Origin of the sequence: Acinetobacter sp. YH12043 (genome assembly GCF_013419915.1) — a bacterium.
In the GTDB taxonomy this organism is placed as follows: Bacteria; Pseudomonadota; Gammaproteobacteria; order Pseudomonadales; family Moraxellaceae; genus Acinetobacter.
In genome coordinates, this window is sequence record NZ_VOZD01000005.1 from 136,283 (window position 1) to 162,553 (window position 26,271).

A 26,271-nucleotide genomic window follows, 5' to 3' on the forward strand; every position below is an offset into this window, starting at 1 on the left:
ATGCGAGTTTTTGCAGGCGGTTACACTCCAGACTATCAAAAATTAAAGGATAGAGGTTACTCATTATTAAGAATGACTAATCCGATCACTACAGTTTTAAATGAAGACCAAGGTATTGGCCAAATCAAAGGCACAACCAAAAAAGTCGGTGCAAATTACTCACCGGTACCTGTTTGTGTATTCCGCCGAGACAATCGCCGATTGCTTTGGGAAACCAAATCAAAAGCCGATGGCTCCTATGCATTTAGAAATATTGCGGTAGGGTTGGAGTGCTTTGTTGTGGCGTTTGATCCGAATGAAGAATATAACGCAGTGATTTCAGATAAGGTGGTAGCCAAATGATTCAAACCTCGTTAGCTGCCGGACTGGCCCAACTTCAGGCACTGGCAAACTTTTTAGATCAAGGTAGCTCAAATGCTACTTTTGTTTTTTATGATGATGAAAAACCCACTGATGTAACTGTAGCAGCAAACAATAGCGCCAGACTGGTTACATTAACGCTGCCAAAACCCTCAATCAAGCAGGTACATACAGATCATATAGAACTAAATCAGACGGACGCGGCGACAGTTATAAAATCAGGTATCGCAGTTTGGGCACGTCTATTTAACGGTGACGGGAAAGCAGTTGCGGATTTCGCGGTTGGGTCTGAAATCATGCTGGCCAATCCTGATCTGGTGCTTGGTAGCACTCTTATGATGAACTCATTGATTTTACGACCATCAACATAAATGAGGTGGACATGTGTCGAACTATATTCCACCAGATGGCCACCAGGTAAACCTTAATTTTAAAGATCCAGTCACAGGCTCTACCGATCTTAACTTTGGTGGGGATAGTCAAAATCTCGCTTCTCTAGATGTTGTAGTTAATACACGAATTATTGCCGAGCTTAATGCAGTCAGTGATAGTAACGACGTATTGGATGCACGGATCAATACTGGATTTAATGCAGAGTTCAGTGCGGCTACAGGACAGCTGGCTCAGCTAGAGGTACAGCTGCAAACCGGCTTTATAGCCGAATTTGCTGCAGTCCGAATTGATCAGTACTGTGCAGTGGATGCGGTGATTCAAACCGGATTAAACGCCCAATTTGAAGCATTGTTCGATATCAATCATCTGGTCGGTGTGTCTTATGGTTTTGATATGCGCTACCAGAAAACGATTGCAGCCTTAAGCACCACGGAAATACCTTGGGCCAAGCCAGTATTAAGAGTCTCAAATGAGGCTCTTTTTTATGATCAAGGCTTGGTAATTTCTAATCATGCAGATATTCGGTATGAGCAAGCAGGATTATTAACCCGAGCGATTAGATCCATACATGAGCAATCAACCGGTTTAAGTTCGGATGTGTATGTAATTTGGGAAGAAGCTGATAAACGCTTTATTCACCAGTATTACCTGTATAAAGAAACAATCAAACTACGTCATAACCGTGAAACGGTCTGGCAGGAAATGATTCGTCGGCGCAAGACTTTTACTTATTCGCATGATGTAGCTCAGGTCTTTGAGCATCGCTTTTCATTTGAGTGGGATAAAAGCCTAGAGATTATCACCAAGTCGGACTTGCCTTGGGATAAAGCTAAAGCAATTCACTACAGAAAGCATCCTGTTCAACCATGGCCAAAGCCTGAACCACAACCATATCAAGGCAGCACAGATTTAAACTTTATCTGTCTATGCCATGAAGCTGATTCACACAATGTTGTTTTAAATTTTGGTGCAGATGACTGTATTCCAGCACTGCCGAATAGAAACTGGTGGTATATCGTGAACACATTAATAGCCGAGCGATTAGATACCGGCGAGAAGATTCAAGTGATTGATGGCAGTTACAGTACCAGCCGGTCTCAGTGGTGCTGGACTTACTCAATCACTGTAGCTCATACCGAAAAAGATAAGCTTCATCCGGTTGATGGTCAGCCAGTGATTCTGAAAGTCCTGATCAATGGCTTTGAGCATCATATTCTACTAGAAGATCCAGAAGAAACCCGGCGCTTTGCCAGCGTTTTATATACCTATCCAGGTCGAAGCGTTACTGCGTTGAATTCGGATAAATACGGACCAACACGCTCATTTATCCAGGACAATGAACGAACTTCTGTACAGCTGGTACAGGCTGAACTGGATCGGGCTAATGCAGGTACTGTTCTAGATTGGAAGCTCATGGATGAACTGGGCTGGATCGTTCCGATTGAGAGTCTGAGTTATGCAGAACTGGCGCCAATCGATGCAATCAAGCAGGTCGTTGATGCAGGCGGTGGCTTTATCTATAGCCAGAAAGCAGGTAACACACTGACTATTTTACCCCGGTACCAGAAAGGCTACTGGGATACGATGACTGTGGATGATTACGACATTCTGTTATCTGAAAGCCTGGTGATGCAGCAGAACATCAAGCAGAACGATGAATACATTGCTGACTTTAATGCAATTACTGTGGTGAATAGCCGTAGCGGTGAAAGTCTGAAAGTACAGCAGCGTGGTACCTCGGGTGATGTACCGCTTGAGACGGTCACAGGTCCATTGTTTAATGTGGTATCGGGTGCGAGTTATGGCAAAAATGAACTGGTCAAAGCCAATATTCAGGAATTGCACACTTTCTCTGATATTCCGGTCAGTCAGGAAATAGGTGAGATGCTACCTGGTAAAACGATTGCATTTAATGGCCAGTGGTGGGGTGTCATTGATGGGGTGAGTGGCAGCTTTTCGCATGAAAAGGTGAATGAGACCATTACTGTGGAGCGTATCAGCCGTGAATAATCCTTTATTTGAACTGCGTAAGCTGCTTAATCCAACCCATGCGGAATATATCGGCACCATTACTTCAGTAAAGCATCCAGAGTATCGGGTACAGATTGACGGTGGATCTGGTCCGGTACTATGTACGTCCGGTACAGCCTACAATTTAGGTGCTAGAGTATTCATTTCAAACCAAGTGATCCTAAGGCCAGCACCTACTGGACAGCATTCAGAAATAGAAGTCTAAACTTAACCAAATGACAGCACCTTTTTTAGGTGCTTTTTTATTGCCAAAAAAATAGGGGGCGTAATGTCAAATGACTATTCATCTGACCCACCAGTAGCAACAGCAGGGCAACTTCTTGCCATCTCAGACAAGATTAATGATCTTGGAAAAAGCATGGATAAGTTAGCTGAAATGCCCCAAAAACTTGACCGCATGAATATGCAGTTAGAACAGCTCAATAAAGAGCATCAGCAGACCCGGAATGACTTAACTCAGACTCGGGACAATCTGCAAGATGACCTAGATCGAGCCAAGTCAAACTTTAAAAGCGAGATCAAGCAAGTTCGAAATGAGATTGATCCGAAGTTTAAAGAAATGGATATGCAGATCAGGGTGCTCCATGAAAGCAAAACAAAGATTGATAACACCACAAGTCTTGTGCGATTTGGTGGCATTTTTTTAGCTGGCTTGTTTGTGGTTGCCTGGAACACACAGACCGGAAAAACGGACACGGTAAATACTCAAACCATGACCAACACCCAATCCATCCAAGTTCTTGAAAAACAATCTGACCAACTTTTAAGAACAGTTGAAGAAATCCGCAGCAAACTTTATGAACGAAATATGAGAGAGGAAAAATGAAATTAATTAATGAAAGTGTATGGAAGTTTGACTCAGTAAAATATGGCGCCTATATGGCGCTTTTTTTATCCTGTGTACATTTAGTTTTACAGGAAGTCTATAACGCCAATGTCTTGCCTGAACCGTATCAAAGCATTGTGTCTATTGTATTGGTATTCTTGGCTACATATGTAGGACGCAAAAAAGCTCAGCCAGAACTACATGAGCCAAGCCTATCTGGGGTAAATAGCCTTTTAACAGTACAACAGCCAACCAATGATCTGGCATGGATGATTGAAGCTAAAAAGCATATTGGACTACGTGAGGACACCAGTAAGACTAAGCATAATCCAACTATCCTGAAGTGGCTTAAATCACTTGGCGCATGGTGGTCAGAGGATGAAACAGCCTGGTGTGGAACCTTTATTGCTCACTGCTTAAAAGTAGCCGGTGTGAAATATCCGAAGCATTGGTACCGGGCATTAGATTATGTGAATTACGGTGCAAAGTTATCTAAGCCAGCTTATGGTTGTGTAGCTATTAAATCACGTAAGGGTGGTGGTCATGTCTGCTTTGTAGTGGGTCGTGATAGTAAAACAGGTAAGCTGGTTTGCTTGGGTGGTAACCAGTCTAATATGGTGTGTTATGCCTTATATGCTGAGTCTGAATTTCAGGAATTCCGTTGGTATGGCATGACTAATCGGCCAGCCGATCACCGTTATAACCTTCCTGTTATGTCTGGCGTAACTACTACAGGAGTGACTGAAGCATGACAGCACTAACAATAGAACAAGTATCAAAATCAACATTAGAAGTAGCTGAATCAGGCGGCCCAATTCTAAGCCAGATTTCAAAGTATATGGATGCAGCTGAAAAGCTGAAAAACAGCACTTTATCTGGTGAAGAAAAACGTAACTGGGTAATTGAGTATGCAAAGAAGGAAATTGTGGAAGTATTCACAAATCTTGATTATTGGATACCAATTATTCTTCGATTCATTAACGCGGCCAAGGCTGCATTTAATCTACTTAAAAAAGCTATTTTCTAATTAGGAAAGCCCCCAAGTGAGGGCTTAATTCATTGTCATGAATTCCATACATTACATAACAATCAACTTTTGTTCGACCTGTAAAATAAGATATACTTATTGAGCAGATTAGCCGGCTCAGAAGAAATTTTGGGTCGGTTTTTGCGTTTTTGATCCTGTGGATAAGTCGGAGAAAGCACCAAATAAACACCATATCAATTTAAGATACTGATTCTAAAGCGGAGTTAATAAACAATGATTTTAGTGACGGGTGGTTTAGGCTTTTTAGGCTCACATATTGCTTTAAGTCTGATGGCACAAGGACTAGAGGTCATTGTGGTCGATAATCTGGCCAATGCCAGTCTACAGACCTTAGAACGCCTTGAATTTATTTCCGGCCGCTATGTGCCTTTTGTCAAAATTGATATCCGTAACACTCCAGCATTAAATAAAGTTTTTGAACAGAATTCAGTACAGGCTGTCATTCATACTGCCAGCTTTAAATCATTAGAAGAATCAGTTTTAAAACCACTTGAATATTATAATGATAATGTCAGCTGTATCATGAGCTTGATGCGTGCCATGCAGCGTACTGGAGTACGCAATCTGGTGCATTTGTCTTCATTGGCTGTATATGGCCATTCCGGAACGGATTTAAAAGAAGATCAGGCTTTCAATTACACTTATCCAAATCCTTATATTAAATCACAGCAGATGGTGGAAGAAATCATCCGGGATACTGCCAAGACGGATAATGAATGGCGTATTGCGATGTTACGTCTTTCCAATGTCGCGGGTGCTTTTGAAAATGGCATTTTAGGTGAATGGGTGCCACCTTTACCAAAGAATATTGTGCCTCTGGCCATGCAGGTGGGTGCGAAGCAGCGTGAATATCTGGAATTGCGCCGTCAGGCCAAGACCGAAGACTATACAGTAGAACGTAGTTTTCTACATGTGCTGGATGTCTGTGATGCGGTATTCAAGTCGCTACATTGGCTGTCTCAACAGCAACAATGGACTTGCGAAGCCTTTAATATCGCTGGAGAGCTGATCTCAATGCAGACTTTGCTGGATCAGGTTGCAGAAGTCACCCAATCCGCTGTTCCTACAGTAGATGCTTTGCCATATCCGCATGCTGAAATGGATCAACTGGGTGCTAATACGGATAAAGCCCAACAGTTGTTACATTGGCAGCCACGCTATACCTTAAGGAAAATGTTAGAGGATGAATGGCTGTTCTATCAGAATACGTTAAGAGGGCAGTGATTAAGAATCCTATAAGTTAATTATTGATAATAATTATCATTTGCAAAATTAATCAAACTCATTAAGATGAATAGAGTACAGCATTGAAGCTGCTGTCTAAATGAGTAAAACATGGAATAACAATTGAGGTTGAGCATGCAAACACGTATTGAACATGACACGATGGGAGAAGTCGCTGTACCGAGTGAAGCACTTTGGGGCGCACAAACTCAGCGTAGTCTACAGAACTTCAAGATTGGCAATGAGCATTTGCCACGCGCCATGATTCGTGCCATGGGCTTGGTCAAGAAAGCAGCTGCGATCACCAATGCCGAGTTAAACCAGATTCCTCATGAGTTATCGACCTATATCATCGGTGCTGCGGATGAAGTGATCAGCGGTCAATGGGATAGCCAGTTCCCGCTAGTGGTATGGCAAACCGGTTCGGGCACGCAAAGTAACATGAACTGTAATGAAGTGATTGCCAATATTGCTAACCAGAAGCTGGGTAATCCTTTAGGTGCACAAAAGCCTGTGCATCCAAATGATCATGTCAACCGCGCTCAATCGACCAATGACTCTTTTCCGACTGCGATTCATGTAGCAGCTAGCTTACAGATCAATGAACTGCTAATACCGGCAGTGACACGTTTACGTGATACCTTGCATGCCAAATCCCAGGAATTTGCTGAGATTGTAAAAATTGGGCGTACCCATCTTCAGGATGCCACACCTTTAACTTTAGGTCAGGAATTTAGTGGATATGTTTCTCAACTGGATCATGCCATGATTCGTCTGTATCAGGCTTTGCAAGGGTTATATGAATTGCCACTGGGTGGAACCGCCGTCGGTACAGGCCTCAATGCCCATCCAGACTATGCTGTTAAGGCCGCGGATACTCTAGCGGAATTAACAGGTTTGCCTTTTGTCACTGCTCCTAACAAGTTTGAAGCTTTGGCCGGCCGTGATGCAGCAGTATTTGCTTCAGGTGCTTTAAAGACTTTAGCGGTTAGCCTGAATAAAATCGCCAACGATATTCGCTGGCTGGCGAGCGGACCACGTTGTGGTTTTGGTGAATTACGTATTCCTGAAAATGAACCGGGTTCAAGTATTATGCCGGGTAAGGTGAATCCAACCCAAAGTGAAGCCATGACCATGGTTGTTGCTCAAGTTCTAGGAAATGACACGACGATTAATGTGGCCGGTGCATCAGGGAATTTTGAGTTAAATGTCTTTATGCCAGTAATTGCTTATAATCTGTTGCAGTCTATCCAACTGCTTGGCGATGCATGTAACAGCTTTAACGATAACTGTGCAGTCGGAATCGAACCTAATCGTGACAAGATTGAACACTTCCTGCATGATTCATTAATGCTGGTCACTGCATTAAATCCAGTCATTGGTTATGAGAATGCAGCTAAAGTGGCCAAGACCGCCTATAAAGAAGGTAAAACCTTAAAACAGGTCGCAGTCGAACTCGGATTGGTGACTGCAGAACAGTTTGATCAAGTGGTGCGTCCTGAGAATATGGTGGCTCCAAACGTAAAATAAGTCTTCTAATTATGGTTAAATAATAAAGCCCTCTAAATGAGGGCTTTATAATATCTAAGGATTATTCATACAAATTTTAATAAAATCAATTGCACATGTTTTTTCTGGAAAATTCTCATTCAATTAAGCTTGCTTATTAAATGCTATGAACCATCTATCGTTCATGTTTTGACAGATATGCAATGAAGGATTACTAATAGAAATTCCCTGATAACTAGAAAAATGAGGTAAGGGTGATGACTGACTTTGATGATGATTTTGATTTGGACGAATCCTATCCAGATGAGGATTTATATCCAGATTATACAAAAAAGAAGTGTAGCAGCTGTAGCGGTACCGGCTATAACGTTGTGGAAGCCAAACAGTGTGTCAAATGTATGGGAACCGGCAAAACTGGTGAGATAGATTAACTCAAAATTATAAATATTTATTAAGCCTGCTCTATGAGTGGGCTTTTTTATTCTCCTCATCAGAAGTTCTTAATTTTATAGATTCATGAGCAAATAAAAGAAAGAATCTAAAATTACGGGTGAAATCGTATTAGAAGGATGGTTAGAGATAACTATTGAAGTTTTTTTAGTGCTAAAGCTTATCCTCATGACTTCTCATACCGAATTAACATTGAATAAGCGTATATAGCTGCTAAAATGCAGTTCGTTTTTACTGCTGTTTTGTCGTTTATTCCGCATGAGTTTCTATAGCATATGAATAAACATCCATAAAGTGGCAGGTTGTTTAAGGAAAATTTAATGCTTGATATTTATTTAACAGATGTTCAAAAAAAGATTCAATTCAAGGATTATCCAGGTGAGCATCCTGTTAAATTTATTCTGAATTTTAAAAAGATTTTTCCAAGTGTAATGGAACTTCTTTTACCCGTTCTCCCGGAAAATGAAAATCTTGATGAAATGACCTGGGAATCAACCACTCAGGACTTTGAGACATTTCAGATGTTATTAACAGGGTGGGGCATTATTGAATTGCGTTTAAATGCGATCACCCAGTATAAAGATAAGACATTTGCGGATCAGTTGGTGAAAGAGGCGCAGCAAAAACGCAGAGAATATCAGAAGAAACATCTTAAGCTTTCTAGTGTGGATCTGGATTACCTATTTATGCATGATGTGCATGGCTTGATTGATGCTGAACTGGTAGAACTAGGTGAAAAATTCTATTTACCAATCTTACGTGATCTTTGGAAAAATAAAGTCTCTGCTCAAGTGCTTAATGCTAAATTCTAAGAAAATTTAAGCTGATTCATTCAATTTCATCCTCCAAATTGGGGGATGATTTTTTTATAGCGATTTCTAAGGATTGACATTTCCCTTATGACAATAAATAGCCTAAGCAAATTTCTATATTTATCATCAAAACAGATTTCTGCTACATCATTGAACATGGTGACTTATTTTAAAACAGAAAGTGGCTCAGAAAAGGGCATTTATTTTATCGTTTGATAAAAAATAAATTAAAAAACTATTCTTTATCAAAAGAATATATAAAGATATTACTTTAAGAATATAGCTATTCCAGTCATATTTTTTTAAGCTATCAGTACTAATGAGTAAATGAATCACAGAATTCTTATTCATTAGAATTCCTTCATAAAAATAAGTGAAGGTTCCAGTTTTCCCGAAGATATATCCAAGGATTTAACCGAATGTCGAATCAGTTTTTAGATTTAATTACAAAACGCCGTACTATTTATGCCATTGGTAAAAATGTAGAACAGTCTCCTGAATATTTAACTGATTTGATTCAAAATGCGATCAAGCAAAGTCCGTCATCTTTTAACTCGCAATCATCTCGCGCCGTTATTTTATTCAATAGCGAACATGAAAAATTCTGGGGCTTTGTCGCTGATAAATTAAAAAGCTATGCCAAAGATGAAGAAAGTGCTGCAAAAACGACTGCAAAAATGGCAACCTTTGCTGCTGGTACGGGTACAGTTTTATTTTTTGAAGATCAAAATGTAGTAAAAGGCTTGCAAGAGCAATTCCCATCTTATGCCGAGAATTTCCCAATCTGGGCAGAACATTCAACTGCTATTGCTCAGTTCTCTACCTGGACTGCCTTGCATACTGAAGGCCTGGGTGCATCTTTACAACACTATAATCCGATTGTAGATGAGCAGGTTCATGCAGAATGGGATATTCCAGAAAACTGGAAACTTCGTGCTCAACTGGTATTTGGTTCAGTTGAAGGTGAAGCGCGTGCGAAAGATTATCTGGAAGATGATCAACGCTTCAAAGTTTTCCAATAAGCTTAATTTCCGATCTGTCTTTAATCCTTTTTAAGGACAGATCTCCGGGTTGTTTATAAAAATACGCATTAGATTTTTTAAAACTAGGCTAAACTAAAGCGGTATTTAAAGAATTTAATGAGTCAAATCGAATGTCGAAAAACACGCAGAAATTATCACCATTACAGGAACTGATTGCAGAGCAGAAATTACTGTGTGAAGAGGTCGGTTCTGCCTATATAGAAGTAAGTGGTGATGATGTCGTTGCAGTGGCTGTACATACATTGAAGCAGGATCCAATTGTCGGAATCCGTAGAAAGCCTGAGACAGAAGAAAATATTAGCTGGTATATTTATGGTGGTGAACTGGCTTCAAATGAAGATGCTTTTGAAACCATGACTGTGCGTGAGTTACAGGATATCGCCCCTGAAGTTTTACCTTATCTGGCTTTAGAGCAGGGCTACCGCTTCATGATTGATGCAGATGATTATGAAGATGTCTGGAAAGAAGAAAACTAAAAGAAGACCTTCGAAATGATCAAATCCTCATCTTTAATATGTACTTTCTTTATTTGCATGCAATTGAACAATATGGCTTTTGCCGAAAAGCTTTCACAAGCGGATTATGATCAGTTTATTGCTGCGCAAACAAAAATAGTCAATGAAACCAAACATATTTTAGATGAGCCAGATCAGAATGCAGATGCCCAAAGTCAACGTCAGGCATTCTGCCAGCGTTTAACGGCTTATGAAGAGATTCAAAAAGTCTCTGAAGAAAATCAAGAGCTCAATATGGCGCCCACAATGGCTATGATTGCTAAAAACTTTTTGGATCGACAAGCACAGAGCATGAATAATTCAGGTATGACCACCGCAGTATTTTGTAAGAGTAGGGAAGTGTAATTAAGCTATAAAAGCAAGAGCATCGTCTTGAGTTTTAATAGCCACCATCATCATTTAAAAATGCATCCTTCTGTTCCGGAGTGGAAACTTTGACAGTTGGAATAAAGGAACTCGCTGCTGTTAATCGAGCTATATTGAAATCCTTAGTTCCTACTTGAGGAATAATAGGTATTTGACTTGTTCGAACAATTTCACCATAAACTATCGTGATCAATTCTGCTGGAGTTAAACCCGCTTCTGCTATTACACATTCTGCTGATTCAACAACGTCTTGTTCCACTAAGAATTCAATGCTTTTTTTAACTAAATTGTTCATAAGATAGCCTTAGAATACATTTTATACACTACTTTAAACTATCAGATATGAAGCATATAGAAGCTAATGAAATTAAATATTCATATCTTATTTAGGAATGTTGATCTTGATAAAGGTATAGACGGATAAAAAAGGGTAGGGCCAAAAAATTAGCCCCTTTTTTCGACTTTCAGCTTGTTTATAAAATGCATAAATACTCTGATACGTAGCATATGGATTTCAGTACTTTTTAAATTATTCATTAAATAAACTTTATAAAAATCTATTTATATACAAATTTTACCGGGTAAATATCAGCTAATTTTGAAATTTATTAAGAAATATTAAATATTTATATGTTTCTTTTTTACTCAAACGAAGGGCGGTAAAATCATTGCACGGTAAAATAGCCTAAGCAATTTTCTACTTTATATTTATTCTCGCAAAATCCATATCCCATAACTAAAACTTAATACCAAATAAACCTCTAAAACTCGTATATTTCCTAAAAATTTTAAAATATTTTTTTTATTAATGATCTAGTGTGACACTCAATTATGAGCAGATCTTACAATTTAGCCTAAGCAGATTTTACTTCTATCAAAATAGCCTAAGTAAAATTTTAAATTATGTCATTGGCAATTGATTAACTTCCAATATAACTCCACTATTAACACCTAACATAGGAAATCACGGAATTCTCAAATGATCCTGAATTATCAAATACAAACCCATGAAACATCAACTTTAGCCCCAATGGTATTTATTCACGGTTTATTTGGTAGTTTAAGTAATTTAGGTATGTTAGCCCGACATTTTTCAGAGCAGGCAACTACGATTCAAATTGATGTCAGAAATCATGGTTTATCTGGCCATTCTGATGAAGTGAATTATCAAATCATGGCCGAAGATATTTTAGAAACTTTAGCCAGTTTAAATATTAAAAAATTTATTGCAGTCGGGCATTCAATGGGCGGAAAAATTGCCATGAAGCTGGCAGACCTGGCGTCTGATCTGATTGAAAAACTGGTTGTATTAGATATCACGCCAATTCAATATCAAGAAAATCATCATTCTGAAATATTTAAAGCCTTGTTTGCAGTCCAGCAGGCGCAAGTCGCTTCACGAAATGAAGCAGCAAAAATTATGCGTGAATATATTCAAGAGGAAATGGTCATCCAGTTTCTTTTAAAATCATTTAATAAAGGGCAGTGGTTGTTTAATGTGCAAGCACTGTTTGATCATTATGAAGATATTACTGCTTGGAATAAGATAGAAAAAAATGAACTTCCAGCGTTATTCTTAAGAGGTGGAAATTCATCATATATCTCTAAATCTGAACATTTTGAAGCCATCAATCAGCAGTTTATTCATGCACAGATTGCAGTGATTGAAAATGCAGGGCACTGGCTACATGGTGAAAAGACGGCGGAAGTTTTGCAGCATATGCAAAATTTTATTGATGAAAAATAAATTATATTGATGAGCAGATGTATTTTCTGCTCATTTTATTTATGCATCATTAGTAAGCATTTTAATATTTTGATTTAAAAGGCTGCACTTTTTTGAGGTTTTTATAGGCTAATTAATTGATTTTCAGCCTCAGATTTTATTTTCTATTTTAGAGCAACATGTATTTATTGGTGCAAAATTTAATCTCTATTTTTATTTTAAATAGATAATCATAATGAAATTCAGTGGGTTAAAATTATAAATTAAAAGTGGCACAGTATTTGAATAGCTTCTCTCAAATTTTCTAAAAAAGCCTAACTAAGGTTGGAGAGAAGTACATGAAAGTCGAACAAAAAAAGTTTTCTAAAAATTTAATTGTTGCTGCAATGTTGGGAATACTGACTTTAACAGGTTGTTCAAAGTCGCCTGAAGATAAAACGGCCGCTACCTCTGAGCCGAAAGCAGCTGCAACTAGTGGGGAAACGATTAAAGTTGGTATTTTGCATTCTTTATCTGGCACGATGGCCATTTCTGAAACTTCATTAAAAGACACAGCGTTGATGGCGATCAATGAAATCAATGCCAATGGGGGTGTCTTAGGTAAAAAGCTTGAACCAGTTATCGTTGATCCAGCATCTGATTGGCCACTATTTGCTGAAAAAGCACGTCAGCTCATCACTCAGGATAAAGTTGCGGTCATCTTTGGTTGCTGGACTTCGGTATCACGTAAATCGGTATTGCCAGTGGTTGAAGAGTTAAATGGCTTATTGTTCTATCCAGTCCAATACGAAGGTCAGGAACAGTCTAAAAATATTTTCTATACCGGTGCTGCGCCTAACCAGCAAGCGATTCCTGCTGTTGAATATCTGATGAGTGAAGAAGGCGGTAAAGCAGAACGCTTTGTATTACTAGGTACAGACTATGTTTATCCGCGTACCACCAACAAAATTCTTCGTGCTTTCCTGAAATCTAAAGGCGTTGCTGATGCTGACATCATGGAAGAGTACACACCATTTGGTCATAGTAATTATCAAACCATTGTCGGTAACGTGAAAAAATTTGCTGCAGGTAAAAAGACTGCGGTGATCTCAACCATCAACGGCGATTCAAACGTACCGTTCTATCGTGAATTGGGTAACCAGGGCATTAAAGCTTCTGATATTCCTGTTATGGCATTCTCTGTAGGTGAAGAAGAGCTTCGTGGTATTGATACCAAGCCATTGGTCGGCCATTTAGCGGCATGGAACTACTTCATGTCCGTGAAAAATCCGAAAAATACTGAATTCAGCGGCAAGATGAAACAGTATGCCGTGGAATACAAATTGCCTAATGCAGACAAGTTTGTGACCAATGACCCGATGGAAGCGACTTATGTGGGTGTCAATATGTGGAAACAGGCGGTAGAAAAAGCCGGTTCTACTGAGGTGGATAAAGTTCGTGAAGCGATGGCAGGTCAGACCTTTGATGCACCATCTGGCTATCAGTTACAAATGGATGCTAACAACCATCATTTACATAAACCAGTGATGATTGGTCAGATCCGTGGTGATGGTCAGTTTGACGTGGTTTATAAGACTCCGAAAACCATCGCTGCTGAGCCATGGAGCCCATACATTCCTAAATAATTTCCTCCAAAGCCTGCTGCTCCGGCAGTAGGCCTTTCTGGTTTTTCATCTCCCGGACGGGACAGCGTTAAATATATAAATAGGGAGGGCACTCATGTCCACTCGCCTAAATCTCGCGGCCATTTTTTTAATTTTGAGTCAGTGTTTGTGTCTCAATATGGTGCATGCGGAAACTCAATCTAGCGAAACAACCGTATCGCAATCATCTCAACAGTCACTTGATGCTATTCAGCAGTTTGTTCGTGGGGACTTTGCCACTCGTCGTGCTTTATTAAACCAGTGGCCTGCCAGTGTTGAACAACTTGATCAGCTGGCAGAGTTTGTTGAAAAAGATCAGCTTTATACTGACAGTTCAGGCAATACTTATATTCTGGAAGCAGAAGACAAACTGGTTAGCTATCCTGACGGAAAAACCGTGGAAACCTGGCCATCTGATTTATCGCAAATTACGCTGGTAAATACCTTAAATAAAGCACTGACCTTTGGTTTAGCAAAAAAGAAATTAAATTCAGAAGAAGCCTCTCAGCGACTTGAGGCGATTGATATTCTGGAAAATAACTTGTCCGAACTTGATGCTAAAGCCATCAATCAGATGTATTTAAATGAAAAAAACAATACGGTTAAATCACGTTTTGCCCAGTTAAAAGCACGTCTGGATTATCAATCTGAAAATGTCCTGACCAAAATAGAAGCGGCAAAAGTTTTAAAAGATTCCAACAGACCAGACGTTCTTGCACTGGTTCAAAATGAACTGGCTCAGCCAAATCTGCATCCTGATTTAAAAGCAGCGCTGGTCGATGCCAGAAGTAGTATCAAAACCCGAATTCAGGCCAGTGAATGGGCTGGACATGTATTTTCCGGTTTAAGTACTGCCAGTATTTTATTGCTTGCGGCTTTAGGATTAGCCATTACATATGGTTTGCTCGGCGTCATTAATATGGCGCATGGCGAGCTGATCATGATCGGGGCGTATACCACTTATGTAGTGCAAAGTTTCTTTAAATCCCATTTTAGTGGTTTGGTAGATTGGTATCTGATCGCAGCGATTCCTGCAGCATTCATTGTCAGTGCCGTGATTGGCATGCTGATCGAACGTACCGTGATTCGTCCACTGTATGGTCGTCAGCTGGAAACACTGCTGGCAACCTTCGGGGTGAGCCTGATCTTGATGCAATTGGTGCGGATGATCTTTGGCGCACAAAATGTTGAAGTGTCCAATATTTCATGGCTTTCAGGCGGGATCTCCATTACCCCAAGCCTGATGCTGCCTTATAACCGTATCGCAATTATTGTCTTTACTGTAGCTGTCTTACTGTTGCTGGTTTATCTACTGAATAAAACCCGTTTCGGTCTATTTGTCCGTGCCGTTACGCAAAATCGTCAAATGGCTCGTGCTGTCGGTATCCGATCCAGCCGGATTGACATGATGGCATTTGGTCTGGGTTCAGGTCTTGCCGGTCTTGCCGGCTGTGCCTTGGCTCAAGTGGGTAATGTTGGGCCAGATTTGGGCCAGAACTACATTATCGATGCTTTCCTTGTGGTTGTTGTCGGTGGTGTTGGTCAGGTATGGGGTGCAGTTCTTGCCGCTTTGGGACTGGGTGTCAGTGGTACCGTACTGGAAATTGGTATGGGTGCAGTATTGGCAAAAATTATTCTCTTGGTTCTTGTGATTTTGTTTATTCAGAAACGTCCACAAGGTTTGTTTGCCATTAAAGGACGCTTTGTGGAGTAAGCCTATGAAAATCACATCATTACTTTCAGATAAACCTTATAGCGCACTCGCAATTGCGATCTGTTTTGTTATTTTACTGGCCTTGCCATGGTTACATTTATTGCCAGCGGATTCGAGCCTGCATCTGTCTGCTTATTGGGTCACTTTGATCGGCAAGATCATGTGCCTGGCGTTGGTGGCTTTAGCACTTGATCTGGTCTGGGGCTATGCCGGTATTTTAAGTTTAGGTCATGGCCTGTACTTTGCCTTGGGTGGTTATGCCTTTGGGATGTATCTAATGCGTCAATCAGCAGGTGATGGTTTGCCTGACTTTATGCGCTTTCTGAGCTGGACTGAATTACCCTGGTTTTGGGTGGGGACTAATCATTTCTGGTGGGCCATGATACTTGTGGTCTTGGTACCAGGACTAATTGCCTTTATTTTCGGCTTCTTTGCTTTCCGCTCAAAAATCAAAGGCGTTTACTTCTCGATTATTACTCAGGCGATGACTTTTGCGGCAGCACTTTTATTCTTCCGCAATGAAACAGGCTTTGGCGGGAATAACGGTTTTACCGGTTTCAAAACCATTTTAGGCATGGACATCACATCAGCACCGATGCGTGCCAGCCTATGTTTTATCACGGCTCTGGTGTTATTGCTGTGCTTTGTTGGTCTACGCCATTTAATGAATAAACCTTATGGTCGTGTGCTTGGCGCGATTCGTGATAGTGAAAACCGTCTGCAATATTTAGGTTACCGCACCTTATGGTACAAGCTTTCAGCCTGGGTATTATCTGCTGTGATTGCAGGTATCGCTGGTGCACTGTATGTACCACAAGCCGGGATTATTAATCCGAGCGAAATGAATCCTGTGAACTCGATTGAAATGGCAGTCTGGGTAGCGGCTGGCGGTCGCGGTACCTTGATCGGTCCGATCCTGGGTGCAGGCTTAATTAATGCAGTTAAAACTTACTTTACTGTGGCCTATCCAGAAGCCTGGTTATTAATTCTGGGGGCATTATTTATTGTGGTCACCATCTTCCTGCCTAAAGGCGTGATTGGATTATTTGACCGTTTTAAAAAGGAGCGTAGCGAATGAGTGAAATTTTACAACCTCATGGCGGCCATGCTTCTGAAGGCTATGGCCGACCAAAAGAGCAAGGGCCAGATTTTAGCCATGGGATCGCACTTTATCTGGAAAAAGTCAGTGTCTGGTTTGATGCTTTCCGTGCCTTAAATGATTTATCGCTGTATATCGAAGAAGGTGAATTGCGCTGCATCATTGGGCCAAACGGCGCGGGTAAAACCACGTTGATGGATGTCATTACCGGGAAAACCCGTCCTACTGAAGGTTCTGCATTTTTTGGCCAAACCTATAATCTGGCGAAAATGAGTACTGAAGAAATTGCAGAAGCTGGCATCGGGCGTAAATTCCAGAAACCAACGGTGTTTGAAAATTTCACCGTGATGGAAAATTTGCTCTTGGCTGCACCTAAAGATAAACGTGTTAAAAAAAGCTTTTTCAGCAAGCTCGATCCGGATGCACAAAATGCCTTGGATGAATCGTTACAGCAAATCCGCTTGCAGGAATTTATTCACAAACCTGCAGGGCTTTTATCGCACGGTCAGAAGCAATGGCTGGAAATTGGTATGCTGCTGATGCAACGTCCAAAACTCATTTTACTGGATGAGCCAGTGGCAGGGATGACCGATGCCGAAACCGAACGGACTGCTGAACTGTGTCTGGAACTGAAAAAGAATCATACGCTGGTGGTCATCGAACACGATATGAGCTTCATCGATACCATTAGTGAAAAAGTAACGGTGCTGGCACAAGGGGCGATTCTGGCTGAGGGCACATTGGCAGAAGTACAGGCCAATGAAGAGGTCATTGAAAAGTATCTTGGACGTTAAGGGGCTGACTGATGCTAGAAGTTAAAGATGTAAATCAGTTTTATGGCGGTAGTCACATTTTACGTGATGTGTCTTTCAATGCGCCTGTCGGTGAGTGCTCAGTGGTTTTGGGTCGTAACGGTGTTGGTAAAACGACATTACTGAAATGTCTGATGGGGATATTGCCCATCAAATCAGGTCAGATCCTTTTAGATGGCAAAGATATTGCCAAACTGAGTCCTGAACAGCGAGTACGGGCAGGTTTGGCTTATGTGCCACAAGGACGAGATATCTTTTCAACCCTAACAGTAGAAGAAAATATTTTGATTGGCATGGCGAAATTTAAAGGAGCCAAAACCCGTAAAGTTCCGGAACATCTTTATGAGATTTTTCCGGTATTAGAAGAAATGAAGTATCGACGCGGCGGTGACTTATCCGGTGGCCAGCAACAACAACTGGCGATTGCTCGCGCATTGGCATCTGAACCGCGTGTGCTCATTTTGGATGAACCGACTGAGGGGATTCAGCCATCTATCATTAAAGATATTGGTCGGGTAATTCGTAAGCTGGCTGATGGCGGTGAAATGGCAATTGTTCTGGTGGAACAGTTCTATGACTTTGCTGAAGAACTGGCAGATGGTTATACCGTCATGGCACGTGGGCAAGTGATTGCTCAAGGTATTGGAAGCGAAATGCCAGAAAAAGGTATTCGGGATCTGGTGGCGATTTAATTTTACTATCCTTTTTTGAACCCAACTTCATTTAAAACCGTCATTAAAAAGTGGCGGTTTTTTAATGCGTGCTATTTATTCATGAGATAAATACGGATTATCTATTTAATATTAGAACATCTGATAAACCAAGTTGGCACGATAACTGCTTTATTTTGATGCAAATTTTAAATGCTAAAAATTATTTGGTTTCAATTTGGAACAAATACAGGATTTATCAGCATCAGTAGGGTAGTTATGAAAATTTATACGCAACGTTTGGAAAAAATTGCACCAGAAAGTGATTTTGAGTCTCTTGAACTCACATTCGATACACGACAAAAGAGCCGTTTTCGTGCAACTTTAAAAAATGGTGTCGATATTGGTGCAGATTTACCACGTACAGGAATTTTGCGTAGTGGTTCTTTTATAGCAACTGAACAGGGCGACATTCTTCGGGTCGATGCGAAGCCTGAAAAATTGATTCAGGTGACTACGGACAATAGCTTTGACTTATTAAAAGCAGCCTATCATCTGGGGAATCGTCATGTTCCTCTAATGCTCACACCTACTGCATTGTACTTTGAACCAGATCATGTACTGGCTGAAATGGTGCAAGGTTTAGGTCTTGAAGTTAATGAAGTCATGCACCCATTTGAACCTGAAAGTGGGGCTTATGCACAGCATCAGCATGACCACCGTTTAAGCCCAATCAAGGCTTTACATCATGTCCATCACTAATGCGTCTCAACTGCTCAGCTTGCTGACTTTATCTTCAACGGCATTGCCGATTGGAGCGTACTGTTATTCACAAGGGGTGGAAAGCGTTATCGAAAAAGGCATGGTGCATGATGAAGCCTCTTGTGTGAGCTACTTCCAGGAAGTACTGGAAATGCTGCTGGTGCGTTTTGAGCTTCCAGTACTCAAGCGTCTGGTGGAGTCTTTTGATAATCCTGAACAGTTTCAATATTGGGCAGAACTGTATCGGGCCAGCCGAGAATCCAAAGAATTACTGGCTGAATCTCAACAGTTGGCATTTTCCTTGAATGCATGGATTAGAGATGTTTTAAAACAGCCCCCGAGCGTAAAAAAGCAATTAGGGTTTGTGCCGGTGTATGCACATTTATGTGGTGAGCTGGGTTTAGATCTTGCCGATGTATTAACTGCTTATAGCTTTACGGTTTTGGAAAATCAGGTGCTGGCAGCAGTAAAAACCATTCCACTCGGGCAAATGAGCGGGCAGCGGATTATATGGCAATTACATCAGGAAATTCCTGAAGCTGTACAGGTGGCATTAGCTTTGGACGATCATGAAATCAGCAGCGCATTGCCGCAATATGCCATGTTAAGCATGTCGCACGAAACCCAGTATTCACGCTTATTCCGGTCATAATCTTCAGACCAGAGCAGCAGTAAAAAGATCGAAAAGCATCATTAAAACTGATGCCCAGAAAATGTAATAAAGGAAATCAACATGTCAGAACGTAGTCCATTACGCGTTGGAATTGGTGGTCCGGTTGGATCAGGTAAAACGGCTTTAACCCTGAATTTATGTCTTGCACTGCGTGAAAAATACAATATGGCAGTGGTCACCAATGACATCTACACCAAAGAAGACTCGAACTTTTTAACCCGACATGAAGCGATGTCGCCAGACCGTATTGTCGGTGTAGAAACAGGCGGCTGTCCTCATACTGCAATTCGTGAAGATGCGTCCATTAACCTGGCTGCGATTGATGATTTGTGTGAAAAGTTTGATGGGCTGGAGCTGATCATTATTGAAAGTGGTGGCGATAACCTTGCGGCAACCTTTAGTCCCGAATTGTCCGATCTAACTCTCTATGTGATCGATGTTGCCGGTGGCGAGAAGATTCCACGTAAAGGTGGTCCGGGAATTACCAAGTCGGATCTGCTGATTATCAATAAAACAGATTTAGCACCAATGGTGGGTGCCAGCCTAGAGGTGATGGATCAGGATGCGAAGCGCATGCGTGGCGATAAACCATTTTTATTTTCTAATATGAAAACACAAGATGGCTTGAACGAAATTATCAGCTTTATCGAAAAACAAGGTTTATTTAAGTCTTAAGGGGAAATTCATCATGCGTCTATTCAAACAGTTACTGGTTGCAAGCGTGGCAGCTTTACCGATGTTGGCATTTGCTCACGCGGGACATGACCATCACAGTGGATTCTGGTCTGGCTTTGTCCATCCTTTTACTGGTTTAGATCACCTGATGATGGCGATTGCCTTTGGTGTATTGATGTGGACTGCAAATCAACGCTGGAAAATCTCGGGTCTCATCGGTCTGGCAGTAGCGATGGTTGCAGGCTTTGTGCTCGGTAGTGAAGGTCTGCTTTCAACTTCACTGGCTGAGTCAGGCATCATCGCTTCACTGGTCATTTTAGCTATTGCGCTATGGACTAAATCGAATAAGGTTTTGCCTCTCGCTGCAATCTTATTGGCCAGCTTCCACGGCGTAGCGCATGGAAGTGAACTGGGTCAAGGTGGACATGTATCGCTATTAATTGTCGGTATGGTTTCAGCAATGGCTTTGATTTATGGTGCAGGCTTGGCTCTGGGTGCATTCGTGAAAAAATATATGCCTTATGGCAAGCAGATCGTTGGTGGTCTAGCTGCAGTTGTTGCTGTCATTGGTTTGGCTTAATGCCTGGAAAATCATTTTCAGATGATATTGGATTGATTTGTTGATGCACGAACTGGCAGAAAAAAGCACGCAGCAGAACTTATGGTATGCACGTCTGGAAATGGGATTTCAGGCGCAGCAACAGACTGCGCGAACCATTTTGCAACATCGCAAGCATCATGGACCGGTACGCATCCAGAAAATGTTATGGCCAGAAGCCAATGGGATTTGCCATGCCATTATCGTGCATCCGCCAGCAGGGATTGCCGGTGGGGATCATCTCACTTTTGATATGCAGGTAGATGCTAATGCTCATGCCTTGGTGACCACACCAGGTGCGGGTAAGTGGTACAGAACCAATGGCAAGCAAGCTTTTCAGCACATCCATATCCGTTTAAATGACAATGCGATTTTTGAATGGCTACCTCAAGAAACCATGCTGTTTGATGGTGCTAATGCGAGTTCCGAAACAATCGTCCACTTAGATACAGCAGCCAGTTTTATCGGTTGGGATATGCTGGTGATCGGCCGTCAGGCACGAGATGAACAGTTTGCACAGGGGGCTTATCAAAACCGTTTTCAACTTTGGCGCAAAGACAAATTGCTGGTCGCAGATACTTTGAATTTTAAAGGCAATGACCGTTGGCTCAATTCATGTCTAGGTATGAATGGACATGCGGTGATGGGCAGCTTCTGGGCTATACCGCCTGAAAAATATCGTGCGAGTTTTTATCTGGAACCACATCTCGACTTAATTCGTGAACTGATTATGCGAATGGATGTACCGATTACCTTGACTTTGCTCGGTGATGTAATAAGCGCGCGTTTTCTGGGAGATGATGTTCGTCAATGCCATGATGGTTTTGCTGCAATTCGCGCTCGATTAAGACGTTACTGGTTCGGTCTGGATGAGGCATTTCCGAGGATTTGGCGGACGTAATCCTTTAATTTCCTCTCCTTATAGGAGAGGGTTAGGGAGAGATGATTAAACATTTATTAAAACCCTCCCTCTAACTCCCTCCCAAAGGGAGAGAACACCAAATATCGAATCTTGCACATATTTTGCTTAGAAATACATATATATCAATGAGGAACCAGTTATGGAACTCAATCCTACAGAAAAAGATAAACTGCTGATTTTTACTGCGGGTCTGGTGGCAGAGCGTCGTAAAGCCCGAGGTTTGAAGCTGAATTATCCTGAAGCCATTGCCTATATTTCTGCGGCATTGCTTGAAGGTGCGCGTGATGGCATGACGGTCAGTGAATTAATGCATTACGGTACGACCTTATTGACACGTGATGATGTCATGGAAGGCATTCCGGAAATGATTGCAGAAGTGCAGGTCGAGGCAACCTTTCCAGATGGATCAAAGCTGGTCACTGTCCATCAACCGATCGTATAGGAGCAGCATATGATTCCAGGGGAAATTTTTACACCTGAGAGCGATATTGAAATGAATGTCGGTCGGGAAATCTTGAAAGTGACTGTTGCTAATATTGGTGATCGACCGATTCAGGTCGGATCACACTTTCACTTTGCTGAAGCCAATGATGCCTTGCAATTTGATCGTGAGCTGGCCAAAGGCTTTCGCTTAAATATTGCTGCTGGTACGGCGATTCGTTTTGAGCCAGGGCAAAAACGTGATGTGGAATTGGTTGCACTAGCAGGTAAACGTGAGGTTTACGGTTTCGCCGGGCGAATCATGGGCAAGCTCGATTCATAAAAATTGCAGCAGAATTATAAAGGTTTATAAATCATGAAAATGTCACGTCGTGCTTATGCCGAAATGTTTGGACCGACTGTAGGAGATCGTGTTCGTCTAGCTGATACTGAATTATTCATTGAAGTCGAACAGGATTTCACCACTTATGGTGAAGAAGTTAAATTTGGTGGCGGCAAGGTCATTCGTGATGGTATGGGTCAATCACAACTTTTGTCATCCGAAGTGGCTGACACTGTCATTACAAATGCGCTGATTGTTGACTGGTGGGGTATTGTAAAGGCCGATGTAGGCCTAAAAAATGGTCGAATCTGGAAAATCGGTAAAGCCGGTAACCCGGATATCCAGCCAAATATTACCATTCCACTCGGTGCAGCTACAGAAGTCATTGCTGGCGAAGGACAAATATTAACAGCTGGCGGAATTGATACCCATATTCACTGGATCTGCCCGCAGCAAGTTGAAACGGCACTGATGTCTGGCACAACCACGATGGTCGGTGGCGGTACGGGTCCGGCAGCTGGAACTTCTGCGACTACAGTAACTCCAGGACCTTGGCATATTGCCACCATGTTGCAAGCGATTGATGATTTACCGATGAATATTGGTTTATTGGGTAAAGGTAACTTGAGCCAGCCAGAGCCAATTGCAGAACAAATTAAAGCTGGTGTAGTGGGTTTAAAATTGCATGAAGATTGGGGCTCGACACCAGCAGCGATTGATAACTGTCTGACTGTGGCCGACCAGTACGATGTGCAGGTCGCGATTCACACTGACACACTAAACGAAAGTGGCTTTCTAGAAGAAACTTTAGCAGCTTTTAAAAATCGAACCATTCATACTTATCATACTGAAGGTGCAGGTGGCGGACATGCACCGGACATTCTAAAAGCCATTGGTCAACCGAATGTATTGCCATCTTCAACTAATCCAACTCGTCCATATACCGTCAATACCATCGATGAACATTTAGACATGTTGATGGTCTGTCACCATTTAGATCCAGCGATTGCAGAAGATGTGGCCTTTGCAGAAAGCCGTATCCGACGCGAAACCATTGCTGCAGAAGATATATTGCAGGATATGGGTGCGATTGCCATGATGTCATCAGACTCTCAGGCGATGGGTCGTGTGGGTGAAGTAATTTTACGGACTTGGCAAACGGCGCATAAAATGAAAGTGCAACGTGGGCCTTTGGAAGGTGATACAGCCTATAGGGACAATAATCGGGTTAAACGTTATATCGCCAAATATACGATTAATCCTGCAATTACTCACGGTTTAAGCCATGAAATTGGCTCTGTTGAAGAAGGTAAGTTAGCTGATCTGGTATTGTGGAAACCTGCATTCTTTGGGGTGAAACCATCCATGATTATCAAAGGTGGGATGATTGCAGCAGCGCCGATGGGTGATATTAATGCTTCTATTCCAACGCCACAGCCTGTGCATTATCGTCCAATGTTTGGGGCTTATCCGCGTGGAGTGCATAACACCTGTATTACGTTCTTGTCGCAAGTCGCAATTGAGAATGGCGTACATGAAAAATTAGGTCTGAAAAAGTTGATTTCACCATGTAAGGCGACACGCCAGGTAACTAAACAGGATATGAAACATAATAGTTACTGTCCTGTGATGGAAGTGCACCCAGAAACTTATGAGGTTCGTGCTGATGGTGTGCATTTGACTTGTGAGCCAGCGGAAGTGTTGCCGATGGCGCAAAGGTATTTCTTGTTTTAATTACCTCTCCCTGACCCTCTCCTTAAAGGAGAGGGAATTTCCACTATTTAAATAAATTCTTGGAAAGTTCCTTCTCCCTTTGGGAGAAGGTTAGGATGAGGGGTATTTTCTTATTTTTGATCTTGATGAGTATGTTTAAAAAGTATATAGATTACTAATTCAATAGATTAGATAGAGTTTGCTAATTTGCTCAATATTTTAGAATATCCATTCGTTTATCAAGATGAAAACTACATATATTTATATAAACATCAGCCTATTACTGATAGTCGATTAAAGCTTCTAACAGAAGGGACTATAAGTTTTACAAAGCCTGAACAGAATTTAAATTTCATAAAAGAGATATGCTTATATCTAGTCAAAAATATAAGAACTTTTTACCTATTCCTATAAGATATTCTAATGAAATGCCACTAATTACATTAAAGGATCGTTTAAACCCTAAATGGAAAATATTAGAGATCTATACAACGAAATCTGAAGAATGGAGCTATGAAAAAGAGTTTAGAATTTTAAGACCTTATACAAATGAACCGATCCAAAAAATTCCTTATACAGATTTAATTTGTACTGTAATTGGTGGAATTAAAATTTCATCCAAAGATGAGGAAAAACTTAAAAAGATATGTAGTAAAAATAAAATTCCCTATTTTAGAGTAGAAAGAATATTCAATAATTATGGTCTTACACTTCCTAATCATCCTAGATTAGATCGAACTATTAATGAAACTTCATGAAAATTTAATGATCCTTTTTGGCGCATAAATTGCTTGTCACGCTTATTCAATTTTACTGTTTGATATAACACATCAGGGATTAAACGTGACCAGTACCTATCTACGCGGACAAGAACTCATAGATCAAATTCGAAACCAGCCTTATTCACGTGACTTGATTGGCTATCATGGTGATGTACCTAAAGTAAAATGGCCCAATCAGGCCCGTGTCGCAGTTCAGTTTGTACTGAATTATGAAGAAGGTGGTGAAAACCACATTGAACATGGTGATGCCGGTTCAGAACAATTTTTATCTGACATTATCGGCGCGGCTAGCTTTCCAGACAAACACATGTCGATGGATTCCATGTATGAATATGGCTCACGTGCAGGTTTCTGGCGCATTCATAACGAGTTTAAAAAGCGTAATCTGCCGATGACTATTTTTGGGGTTGGGATGGCTTTAATCCGCAACCCTTATATAGTCGAAGCGATTAAAGAAGCCAATTATGATGTAGTGTCACATGGTCAGCGCTGGGTGCATTATCAGGACATGCCAATTGAGCTTGAACGCCAATATATGGATCAGGCGATTAGCGTACTGGAAACCCTGTTCGGCAAAGCACCGACTGGCTGGTATACCGGTCGTGATAGTCCAAATACCCGTCAGTTACTGGCTGAATTTCCTCAGATTCAATATGATTGCGACAACTATGGAGATGACTTGCCATTTTGGAGTACATTGACCAATCAGGCAGGTGAAACACGCCCTCATTTGATCATCCCCTATACTTTAGAAAGCAATGATATGAAATTTAGTTCACCGGGCGGCTTTAATAGCGGGGAGCAATTCTATCAATATTTAAAAGATGCCTTCGATGTGCTCTATGCTGAAGGTGAAACTGAACCAAAAATGCTATCGATCGGGATGCATTGTCGTATTTTAGGGCGGCCAGGACGCTTTAAAGCCCTACAAAAGTTCCTCGATTATGTGCAAGGTCATGAAAAGGTGTGGATTTGCCGACGGGGTGATATTGCAGCACATTGGTATAAATATCACGCACCAAACTGAGAAAAATATAGGGTCTGTTGACACTTACTGTTCATAATTAACCCTATAACGGTAGCCATAAAAATATACAGGCTAAGGCAACAGAACTTTGATAATTTCTTTTGAGCTTGTCATATCGAGTAGCTATTCCTCTAA

The 26,271-nt window shown here is 41.2% G+C and carries 31 protein-coding genes and 1 pseudogene; 30 read left to right on the forward strand and 2 right to left on the reverse strand.

Translation table 11 applies throughout. The features are described 5' to 3' along the window. From FTU01_RS04380 to FTU01_RS04445, 14 genes are all read left to right on the forward strand, one after another. On the forward strand, nucleotides 1–342 hold the full coding sequence (locus FTU01_RS04380; protein ID WP_373686367.1) for a carboxypeptidase regulatory-like domain-containing protein: 342 nt from the start codon (nucleotides 1–3) through the stop codon (nucleotides 340–342). Continuing rightward, the gene (locus FTU01_RS04385; protein WP_180138296.1) at nucleotides 339–731 is read left to right on the forward strand and encodes a hypothetical protein; all 393 of its coding nucleotides are present in this window, start codon (nucleotides 339–341) and stop codon (nucleotides 729–731) included. The genes FTU01_RS04380 and FTU01_RS04385 overlap by 4 nt, the downstream gene beginning before the upstream one ends. Before the next feature lie 13 nt (nucleotides 732–744). Continuing rightward, nucleotides 745–2,763: a hypothetical protein gene (locus tag FTU01_RS04390; RefSeq protein WP_180138298.1), complete on the forward strand. Its 2,019-nt coding sequence runs from the start codon at nucleotides 745–747 to the stop codon at nucleotides 2,761–2,763. After that, nucleotides 2,756–2,989 (forward strand): hypothetical protein, encoded by a 234-nt coding sequence (locus FTU01_RS04395; protein ID WP_086044635.1) that lies wholly within the window; start codon nucleotides 2,756–2,758, stop codon nucleotides 2,987–2,989. The genes FTU01_RS04390 and FTU01_RS04395 overlap by 8 nt, the downstream gene beginning before the upstream one ends. Nucleotides 2,990–3,052: 63 nt before the next feature. Beyond that, nucleotides 3,053–3,610 carry a hypothetical protein gene (locus tag FTU01_RS04400; RefSeq protein ID WP_180138300.1) on the forward strand — a complete coding sequence of 186 codons (558 nt, stop codon included), beginning with the start codon at nucleotides 3,053–3,055 and terminating at the stop codon, nucleotides 3,608–3,610. Next, entirely contained in the window at nucleotides 3,607–4,362 is a 756-nt protein-coding gene (locus FTU01_RS04405; protein WP_180138302.1) for a TIGR02594 family protein, read from the forward strand. Before FTU01_RS04400 ends, FTU01_RS04405 begins: the two co-directional genes overlap by 4 nt. Next, the gene (locus FTU01_RS04410) at nucleotides 4,359–4,637 is read left to right on the forward strand and encodes a hypothetical protein (protein WP_180138304.1); all 279 of its coding nucleotides are present in this window, start codon (nucleotides 4,359–4,361) and stop codon (nucleotides 4,635–4,637) included. Before FTU01_RS04405 ends, FTU01_RS04410 begins: the two co-directional genes overlap by 4 nt. Nucleotides 4,638–4,871: 234 nt before the next feature. Beyond that, a complete protein-coding gene (locus FTU01_RS04415; protein ID WP_180138306.1) occupies nucleotides 4,872–5,882 on the forward strand; it encodes an NAD-dependent epimerase/dehydratase family protein in 1,011 nt (336 codons plus the stop codon). A 135-nt stretch (nucleotides 5,883–6,017) separates the two neighbouring features. Continuing rightward, entirely contained in the window at nucleotides 6,018–7,412 is a 1,395-nt protein-coding gene (gene fumC / locus FTU01_RS04420) for a class II fumarate hydratase (protein ID WP_180138308.1), read from the forward strand. 236 nt (nucleotides 7,413–7,648) lie between these two features. Further along, nucleotides 7,649–7,822 carry a hypothetical protein gene (locus FTU01_RS04425; protein WP_171431285.1) on the forward strand — a complete coding sequence of 58 codons (174 nt, stop codon included), beginning with the start codon at nucleotides 7,649–7,651 and terminating at the stop codon, nucleotides 7,820–7,822. Nucleotides 7,823–8,161: 339 nt separating this feature from the next. Further along, on the forward strand, nucleotides 8,162–8,653 hold the full coding sequence (locus tag FTU01_RS04430) for a hypothetical protein (RefSeq protein ID WP_180138310.1): 492 nt from the start codon (nucleotides 8,162–8,164) through the stop codon (nucleotides 8,651–8,653). 419 nt (nucleotides 8,654–9,072) lie between these two features. Then, nucleotides 9,073–9,675: a nitroreductase family protein gene (locus tag FTU01_RS04435; RefSeq protein ID WP_180018270.1), complete on the forward strand. Its 603-nt coding sequence runs from the start codon at nucleotides 9,073–9,075 to the stop codon at nucleotides 9,673–9,675. A gap of 131 nt (nucleotides 9,676–9,806) precedes the next feature. Then, nucleotides 9,807–10,172, forward strand: coding sequence for a hypothetical protein (locus FTU01_RS04440; protein ID WP_175967551.1), 366 nt, complete (start codon nucleotides 9,807–9,809; stop codon nucleotides 10,170–10,172). A gap of 15 nt (nucleotides 10,173–10,187) precedes the next feature. Continuing rightward, complete coding sequence (locus tag FTU01_RS04445; RefSeq protein ID WP_180138312.1) at nucleotides 10,188–10,556, forward strand: hypothetical protein; 369 nt, start codon at nucleotides 10,188–10,190, stop codon at nucleotides 10,554–10,556. Between the two features lie 34 nt (nucleotides 10,557–10,590). Here the strand turns inward: FTU01_RS04445 and FTU01_RS04450 are convergent, their stop codons facing one another. Next, nucleotides 10,591–10,872, reverse strand: coding sequence for a damage-inducible protein J (locus FTU01_RS04450; protein WP_159123011.1), 282 nt, complete (start codon nucleotides 10,870–10,872; stop codon nucleotides 10,591–10,593). Nucleotides 10,873–11,556: 684 nt separating this feature from the next. Here FTU01_RS04450 and FTU01_RS04455 point away from each other — a divergent pair. The 16 genes from FTU01_RS04455 to puuE all read left to right on the forward strand — a co-directional run bounded on the left by FTU01_RS04455 (nucleotide 11,557) and on the right by puuE (nucleotide 26,136). Continuing rightward, a complete protein-coding gene (locus FTU01_RS04455; protein ID WP_179992531.1) occupies nucleotides 11,557–12,324 on the forward strand; it encodes an alpha/beta fold hydrolase in 768 nt (255 codons plus the stop codon). Nucleotides 12,325–12,641: 317 nt separating this feature from the next. Then, nucleotides 12,642–13,928 (forward strand): urea ABC transporter substrate-binding protein, encoded by a 1,287-nt coding sequence (urtA, locus tag FTU01_RS04460; RefSeq protein WP_180138314.1) that lies wholly within the window; start codon nucleotides 12,642–12,644, stop codon nucleotides 13,926–13,928. 94 nt (nucleotides 13,929–14,022) lie between these two features. After that, nucleotides 14,023–15,660 carry an urea ABC transporter permease subunit UrtB gene (gene urtB, locus FTU01_RS04465; protein ID WP_180138315.1) on the forward strand — a complete coding sequence of 546 codons (1,638 nt, stop codon included), beginning with the start codon at nucleotides 14,023–14,025 and terminating at the stop codon, nucleotides 15,658–15,660. A gap of 4 nt (nucleotides 15,661–15,664) precedes the next feature. Next, complete coding sequence (urtC, locus tag FTU01_RS04470) at nucleotides 15,665–16,738, forward strand: urea ABC transporter permease subunit UrtC (protein WP_034705328.1); 1,074 nt, start codon at nucleotides 15,665–15,667, stop codon at nucleotides 16,736–16,738. After that, nucleotides 16,735–17,553 carry an urea ABC transporter ATP-binding protein UrtD gene (urtD, locus tag FTU01_RS04475; protein WP_005235559.1) on the forward strand — a complete coding sequence of 273 codons (819 nt, stop codon included), beginning with the start codon at nucleotides 16,735–16,737 and terminating at the stop codon, nucleotides 17,551–17,553. Before urtC ends, urtD begins: the two co-directional genes overlap by 4 nt. An 11-nt stretch (nucleotides 17,554–17,564) precedes the next feature. Then, nucleotides 17,565–18,263, forward strand: a complete 699-nt coding sequence (urtE, locus tag FTU01_RS04480) for an urea ABC transporter ATP-binding subunit UrtE (RefSeq protein ID WP_034705325.1) — start codon at nucleotides 17,565–17,567, stop codon at nucleotides 18,261–18,263. Between the two features lie 237 nt (nucleotides 18,264–18,500). Beyond that, a complete protein-coding gene (gene ureE / locus FTU01_RS04485) occupies nucleotides 18,501–18,983 on the forward strand; it encodes an urease accessory protein UreE (RefSeq protein ID WP_180138317.1) in 483 nt (160 codons plus the stop codon). After that, nucleotides 18,970–19,635, forward strand: a complete 666-nt coding sequence (locus FTU01_RS04490; protein WP_180138319.1) for an urease accessory protein UreF — start codon at nucleotides 18,970–18,972, stop codon at nucleotides 19,633–19,635. The genes ureE and FTU01_RS04490 overlap by 14 nt, the downstream gene beginning before the upstream one ends. Before the next feature lie 81 nt (nucleotides 19,636–19,716). Then, nucleotides 19,717–20,331: an urease accessory protein UreG gene (gene ureG / locus FTU01_RS04495; protein ID WP_004785864.1), complete on the forward strand. Its 615-nt coding sequence runs from the start codon at nucleotides 19,717–19,719 to the stop codon at nucleotides 20,329–20,331. Between the two features lie 13 nt (nucleotides 20,332–20,344). After that, the gene (locus FTU01_RS04500; protein ID WP_180138321.1) at nucleotides 20,345–20,911 is read left to right on the forward strand and encodes a HupE/UreJ family protein; all 567 of its coding nucleotides are present in this window, start codon (nucleotides 20,345–20,347) and stop codon (nucleotides 20,909–20,911) included. 43 nt (nucleotides 20,912–20,954) lie between these two features. Beyond that, nucleotides 20,955–21,830 carry an urease accessory protein UreD gene (locus tag FTU01_RS04505; RefSeq protein WP_180138323.1) on the forward strand — a complete coding sequence of 292 codons (876 nt, stop codon included), beginning with the start codon at nucleotides 20,955–20,957 and terminating at the stop codon, nucleotides 21,828–21,830. A 160-nt stretch (nucleotides 21,831–21,990) separates the two neighbouring features. Next, entirely contained in the window at nucleotides 21,991–22,293 is a 303-nt protein-coding gene (gene ureA / locus FTU01_RS04510; RefSeq protein WP_004785859.1) for an urease subunit gamma, read from the forward strand. A gap of 9 nt (nucleotides 22,294–22,302) precedes the next feature. Then, nucleotides 22,303–22,614 carry an urease subunit beta gene (locus FTU01_RS04515; RefSeq protein ID WP_004785857.1) on the forward strand — a complete coding sequence of 104 codons (312 nt, stop codon included), beginning with the start codon at nucleotides 22,303–22,305 and terminating at the stop codon, nucleotides 22,612–22,614. Between the two features lie 33 nt (nucleotides 22,615–22,647). Continuing rightward, nucleotides 22,648–24,348, forward strand: a complete 1,701-nt coding sequence (ureC, locus tag FTU01_RS04520; protein WP_180053671.1) for an urease subunit alpha — start codon at nucleotides 22,648–22,650, stop codon at nucleotides 24,346–24,348. Between the two features lie 407 nt (nucleotides 24,349–24,755). Further along, entirely contained in the window at nucleotides 24,756–25,085 is a 330-nt protein-coding gene (locus tag FTU01_RS04525) for a hypothetical protein (protein WP_180138325.1), read from the forward strand. 85 nt (nucleotides 25,086–25,170) lie between these two features. Further along, nucleotides 25,171–26,136 carry an allantoinase PuuE gene (puuE, locus tag FTU01_RS04530; RefSeq protein ID WP_180138327.1) on the forward strand — a complete coding sequence of 322 codons (966 nt, stop codon included), beginning with the start codon at nucleotides 25,171–25,173 and terminating at the stop codon, nucleotides 26,134–26,136. A 43-nt stretch (nucleotides 26,137–26,179) separates the two neighbouring features. On the opposite strand, the pseudogene FTU01_RS04535 reads toward puuE, so the two are convergent. Then, nucleotides 26,180–26,271, reverse strand: a pseudogene (locus tag FTU01_RS04535) (IS5/IS1182 family transposase); the annotation flags it as partial.

Excerpts from the sequence above, each read along its gene's own strand:
- FTU01_RS04400 (WP_180138300.1), top strand. The coding sequence starts at position 3,053 with ATGTCAAATGACTATTCATCTGACCCACCAGTAGCAACAGCAGGGCAA.
- urtB (WP_180138315.1), top strand. The coding sequence starts at position 14,023 with ATGTCCACTCGCCTAAATCTCGCGGCCATTTTTTTAATTTTGAGTCAG.
- FTU01_RS04525 (WP_180138325.1), top strand. The coding sequence starts at position 24,756 with ATGCCACTAATTACATTAAAGGATCGTTTAAACCCTAAATGGAAAATA.
- FTU01_RS04380 (WP_373686367.1), top strand. The coding sequence starts at position 1 with ATGCGAGTTTTTGCAGGCGGTTACACTCCAGACTATCAAAAATTAAAG.
- FTU01_RS04490 (WP_180138319.1), top strand. The coding sequence starts at position 18,970 with ATGTCCATCACTAATGCGTCTCAACTGCTCAGCTTGCTGACTTTATCT.
- urtE (WP_034705325.1), top strand. The coding sequence starts at position 17,565 with ATGCTAGAAGTTAAAGATGTAAATCAGTTTTATGGCGGTAGTCACATT.
- FTU01_RS04445 (WP_180138312.1), top strand. The coding sequence starts at position 10,188 with ATGATCAAATCCTCATCTTTAATATGTACTTTCTTTATTTGCATGCAA.
- urtD (WP_005235559.1), top strand. The coding sequence starts at position 16,735 with ATGAGTGAAATTTTACAACCTCATGGCGGCCATGCTTCTGAAGGCTAT.
- FTU01_RS04385 (WP_180138296.1), top strand. The coding sequence starts at position 339 with ATGATTCAAACCTCGTTAGCTGCCGGACTGGCCCAACTTCAGGCACTG.
- FTU01_RS04415 (WP_180138306.1), top strand. The coding sequence starts at position 4,872 with ATGATTTTAGTGACGGGTGGTTTAGGCTTTTTAGGCTCACATATTGCT.
- FTU01_RS04455 (WP_179992531.1), top strand. The coding sequence starts at position 11,557 with ATGATCCTGAATTATCAAATACAAACCCATGAAACATCAACTTTAGCC.
- urtA (WP_180138314.1), top strand. The coding sequence starts at position 12,642 with ATGAAAGTCGAACAAAAAAAGTTTTCTAAAAATTTAATTGTTGCTGCA.
- FTU01_RS04410 (WP_180138304.1), top strand. The coding sequence starts at position 4,359 with ATGACAGCACTAACAATAGAACAAGTATCAAAATCAACATTAGAAGTA.
- FTU01_RS04405 (WP_180138302.1), top strand. The coding sequence starts at position 3,607 with ATGAAATTAATTAATGAAAGTGTATGGAAGTTTGACTCAGTAAAATAT.
- FTU01_RS04505 (WP_180138323.1), top strand. The coding sequence starts at position 20,955 with ATGCACGAACTGGCAGAAAAAAGCACGCAGCAGAACTTATGGTATGCA.
- FTU01_RS04430 (WP_180138310.1), top strand. The coding sequence starts at position 8,162 with ATGCTTGATATTTATTTAACAGATGTTCAAAAAAAGATTCAATTCAAG.
- FTU01_RS04450 (WP_159123011.1), bottom strand. The coding sequence starts at position 10,872 with ATGAACAATTTAGTTAAAAAAAGCATTGAATTCTTAGTGGAACAAGAC.
- ureG (WP_004785864.1), top strand. The coding sequence starts at position 19,717 with ATGTCAGAACGTAGTCCATTACGCGTTGGAATTGGTGGTCCGGTTGGA.
- FTU01_RS04435 (WP_180018270.1), top strand. The coding sequence starts at position 9,073 with ATGTCGAATCAGTTTTTAGATTTAATTACAAAACGCCGTACTATTTAT.
- FTU01_RS04440 (WP_175967551.1), top strand. The coding sequence starts at position 9,807 with ATGTCGAAAAACACGCAGAAATTATCACCATTACAGGAACTGATTGCA.
- FTU01_RS04500 (WP_180138321.1), top strand. The coding sequence starts at position 20,345 with ATGCGTCTATTCAAACAGTTACTGGTTGCAAGCGTGGCAGCTTTACCG.
- ureC (WP_180053671.1), top strand. The coding sequence starts at position 22,648 with ATGAAAATGTCACGTCGTGCTTATGCCGAAATGTTTGGACCGACTGTA.
- FTU01_RS04515 (WP_004785857.1), top strand. The coding sequence starts at position 22,303 with ATGATTCCAGGGGAAATTTTTACACCTGAGAGCGATATTGAAATGAAT.
- ureE (WP_180138317.1), top strand. The coding sequence starts at position 18,501 with ATGAAAATTTATACGCAACGTTTGGAAAAAATTGCACCAGAAAGTGAT.
- urtC (WP_034705328.1), top strand. The coding sequence starts at position 15,665 with ATGAAAATCACATCATTACTTTCAGATAAACCTTATAGCGCACTCGCA.
- FTU01_RS04425 (WP_171431285.1), top strand. The coding sequence starts at position 7,649 with ATGACTGACTTTGATGATGATTTTGATTTGGACGAATCCTATCCAGAT.
- ureA (WP_004785859.1), top strand. The coding sequence starts at position 21,991 with ATGGAACTCAATCCTACAGAAAAAGATAAACTGCTGATTTTTACTGCG.
- fumC (WP_180138308.1), top strand. The coding sequence starts at position 6,018 with ATGCAAACACGTATTGAACATGACACGATGGGAGAAGTCGCTGTACCG.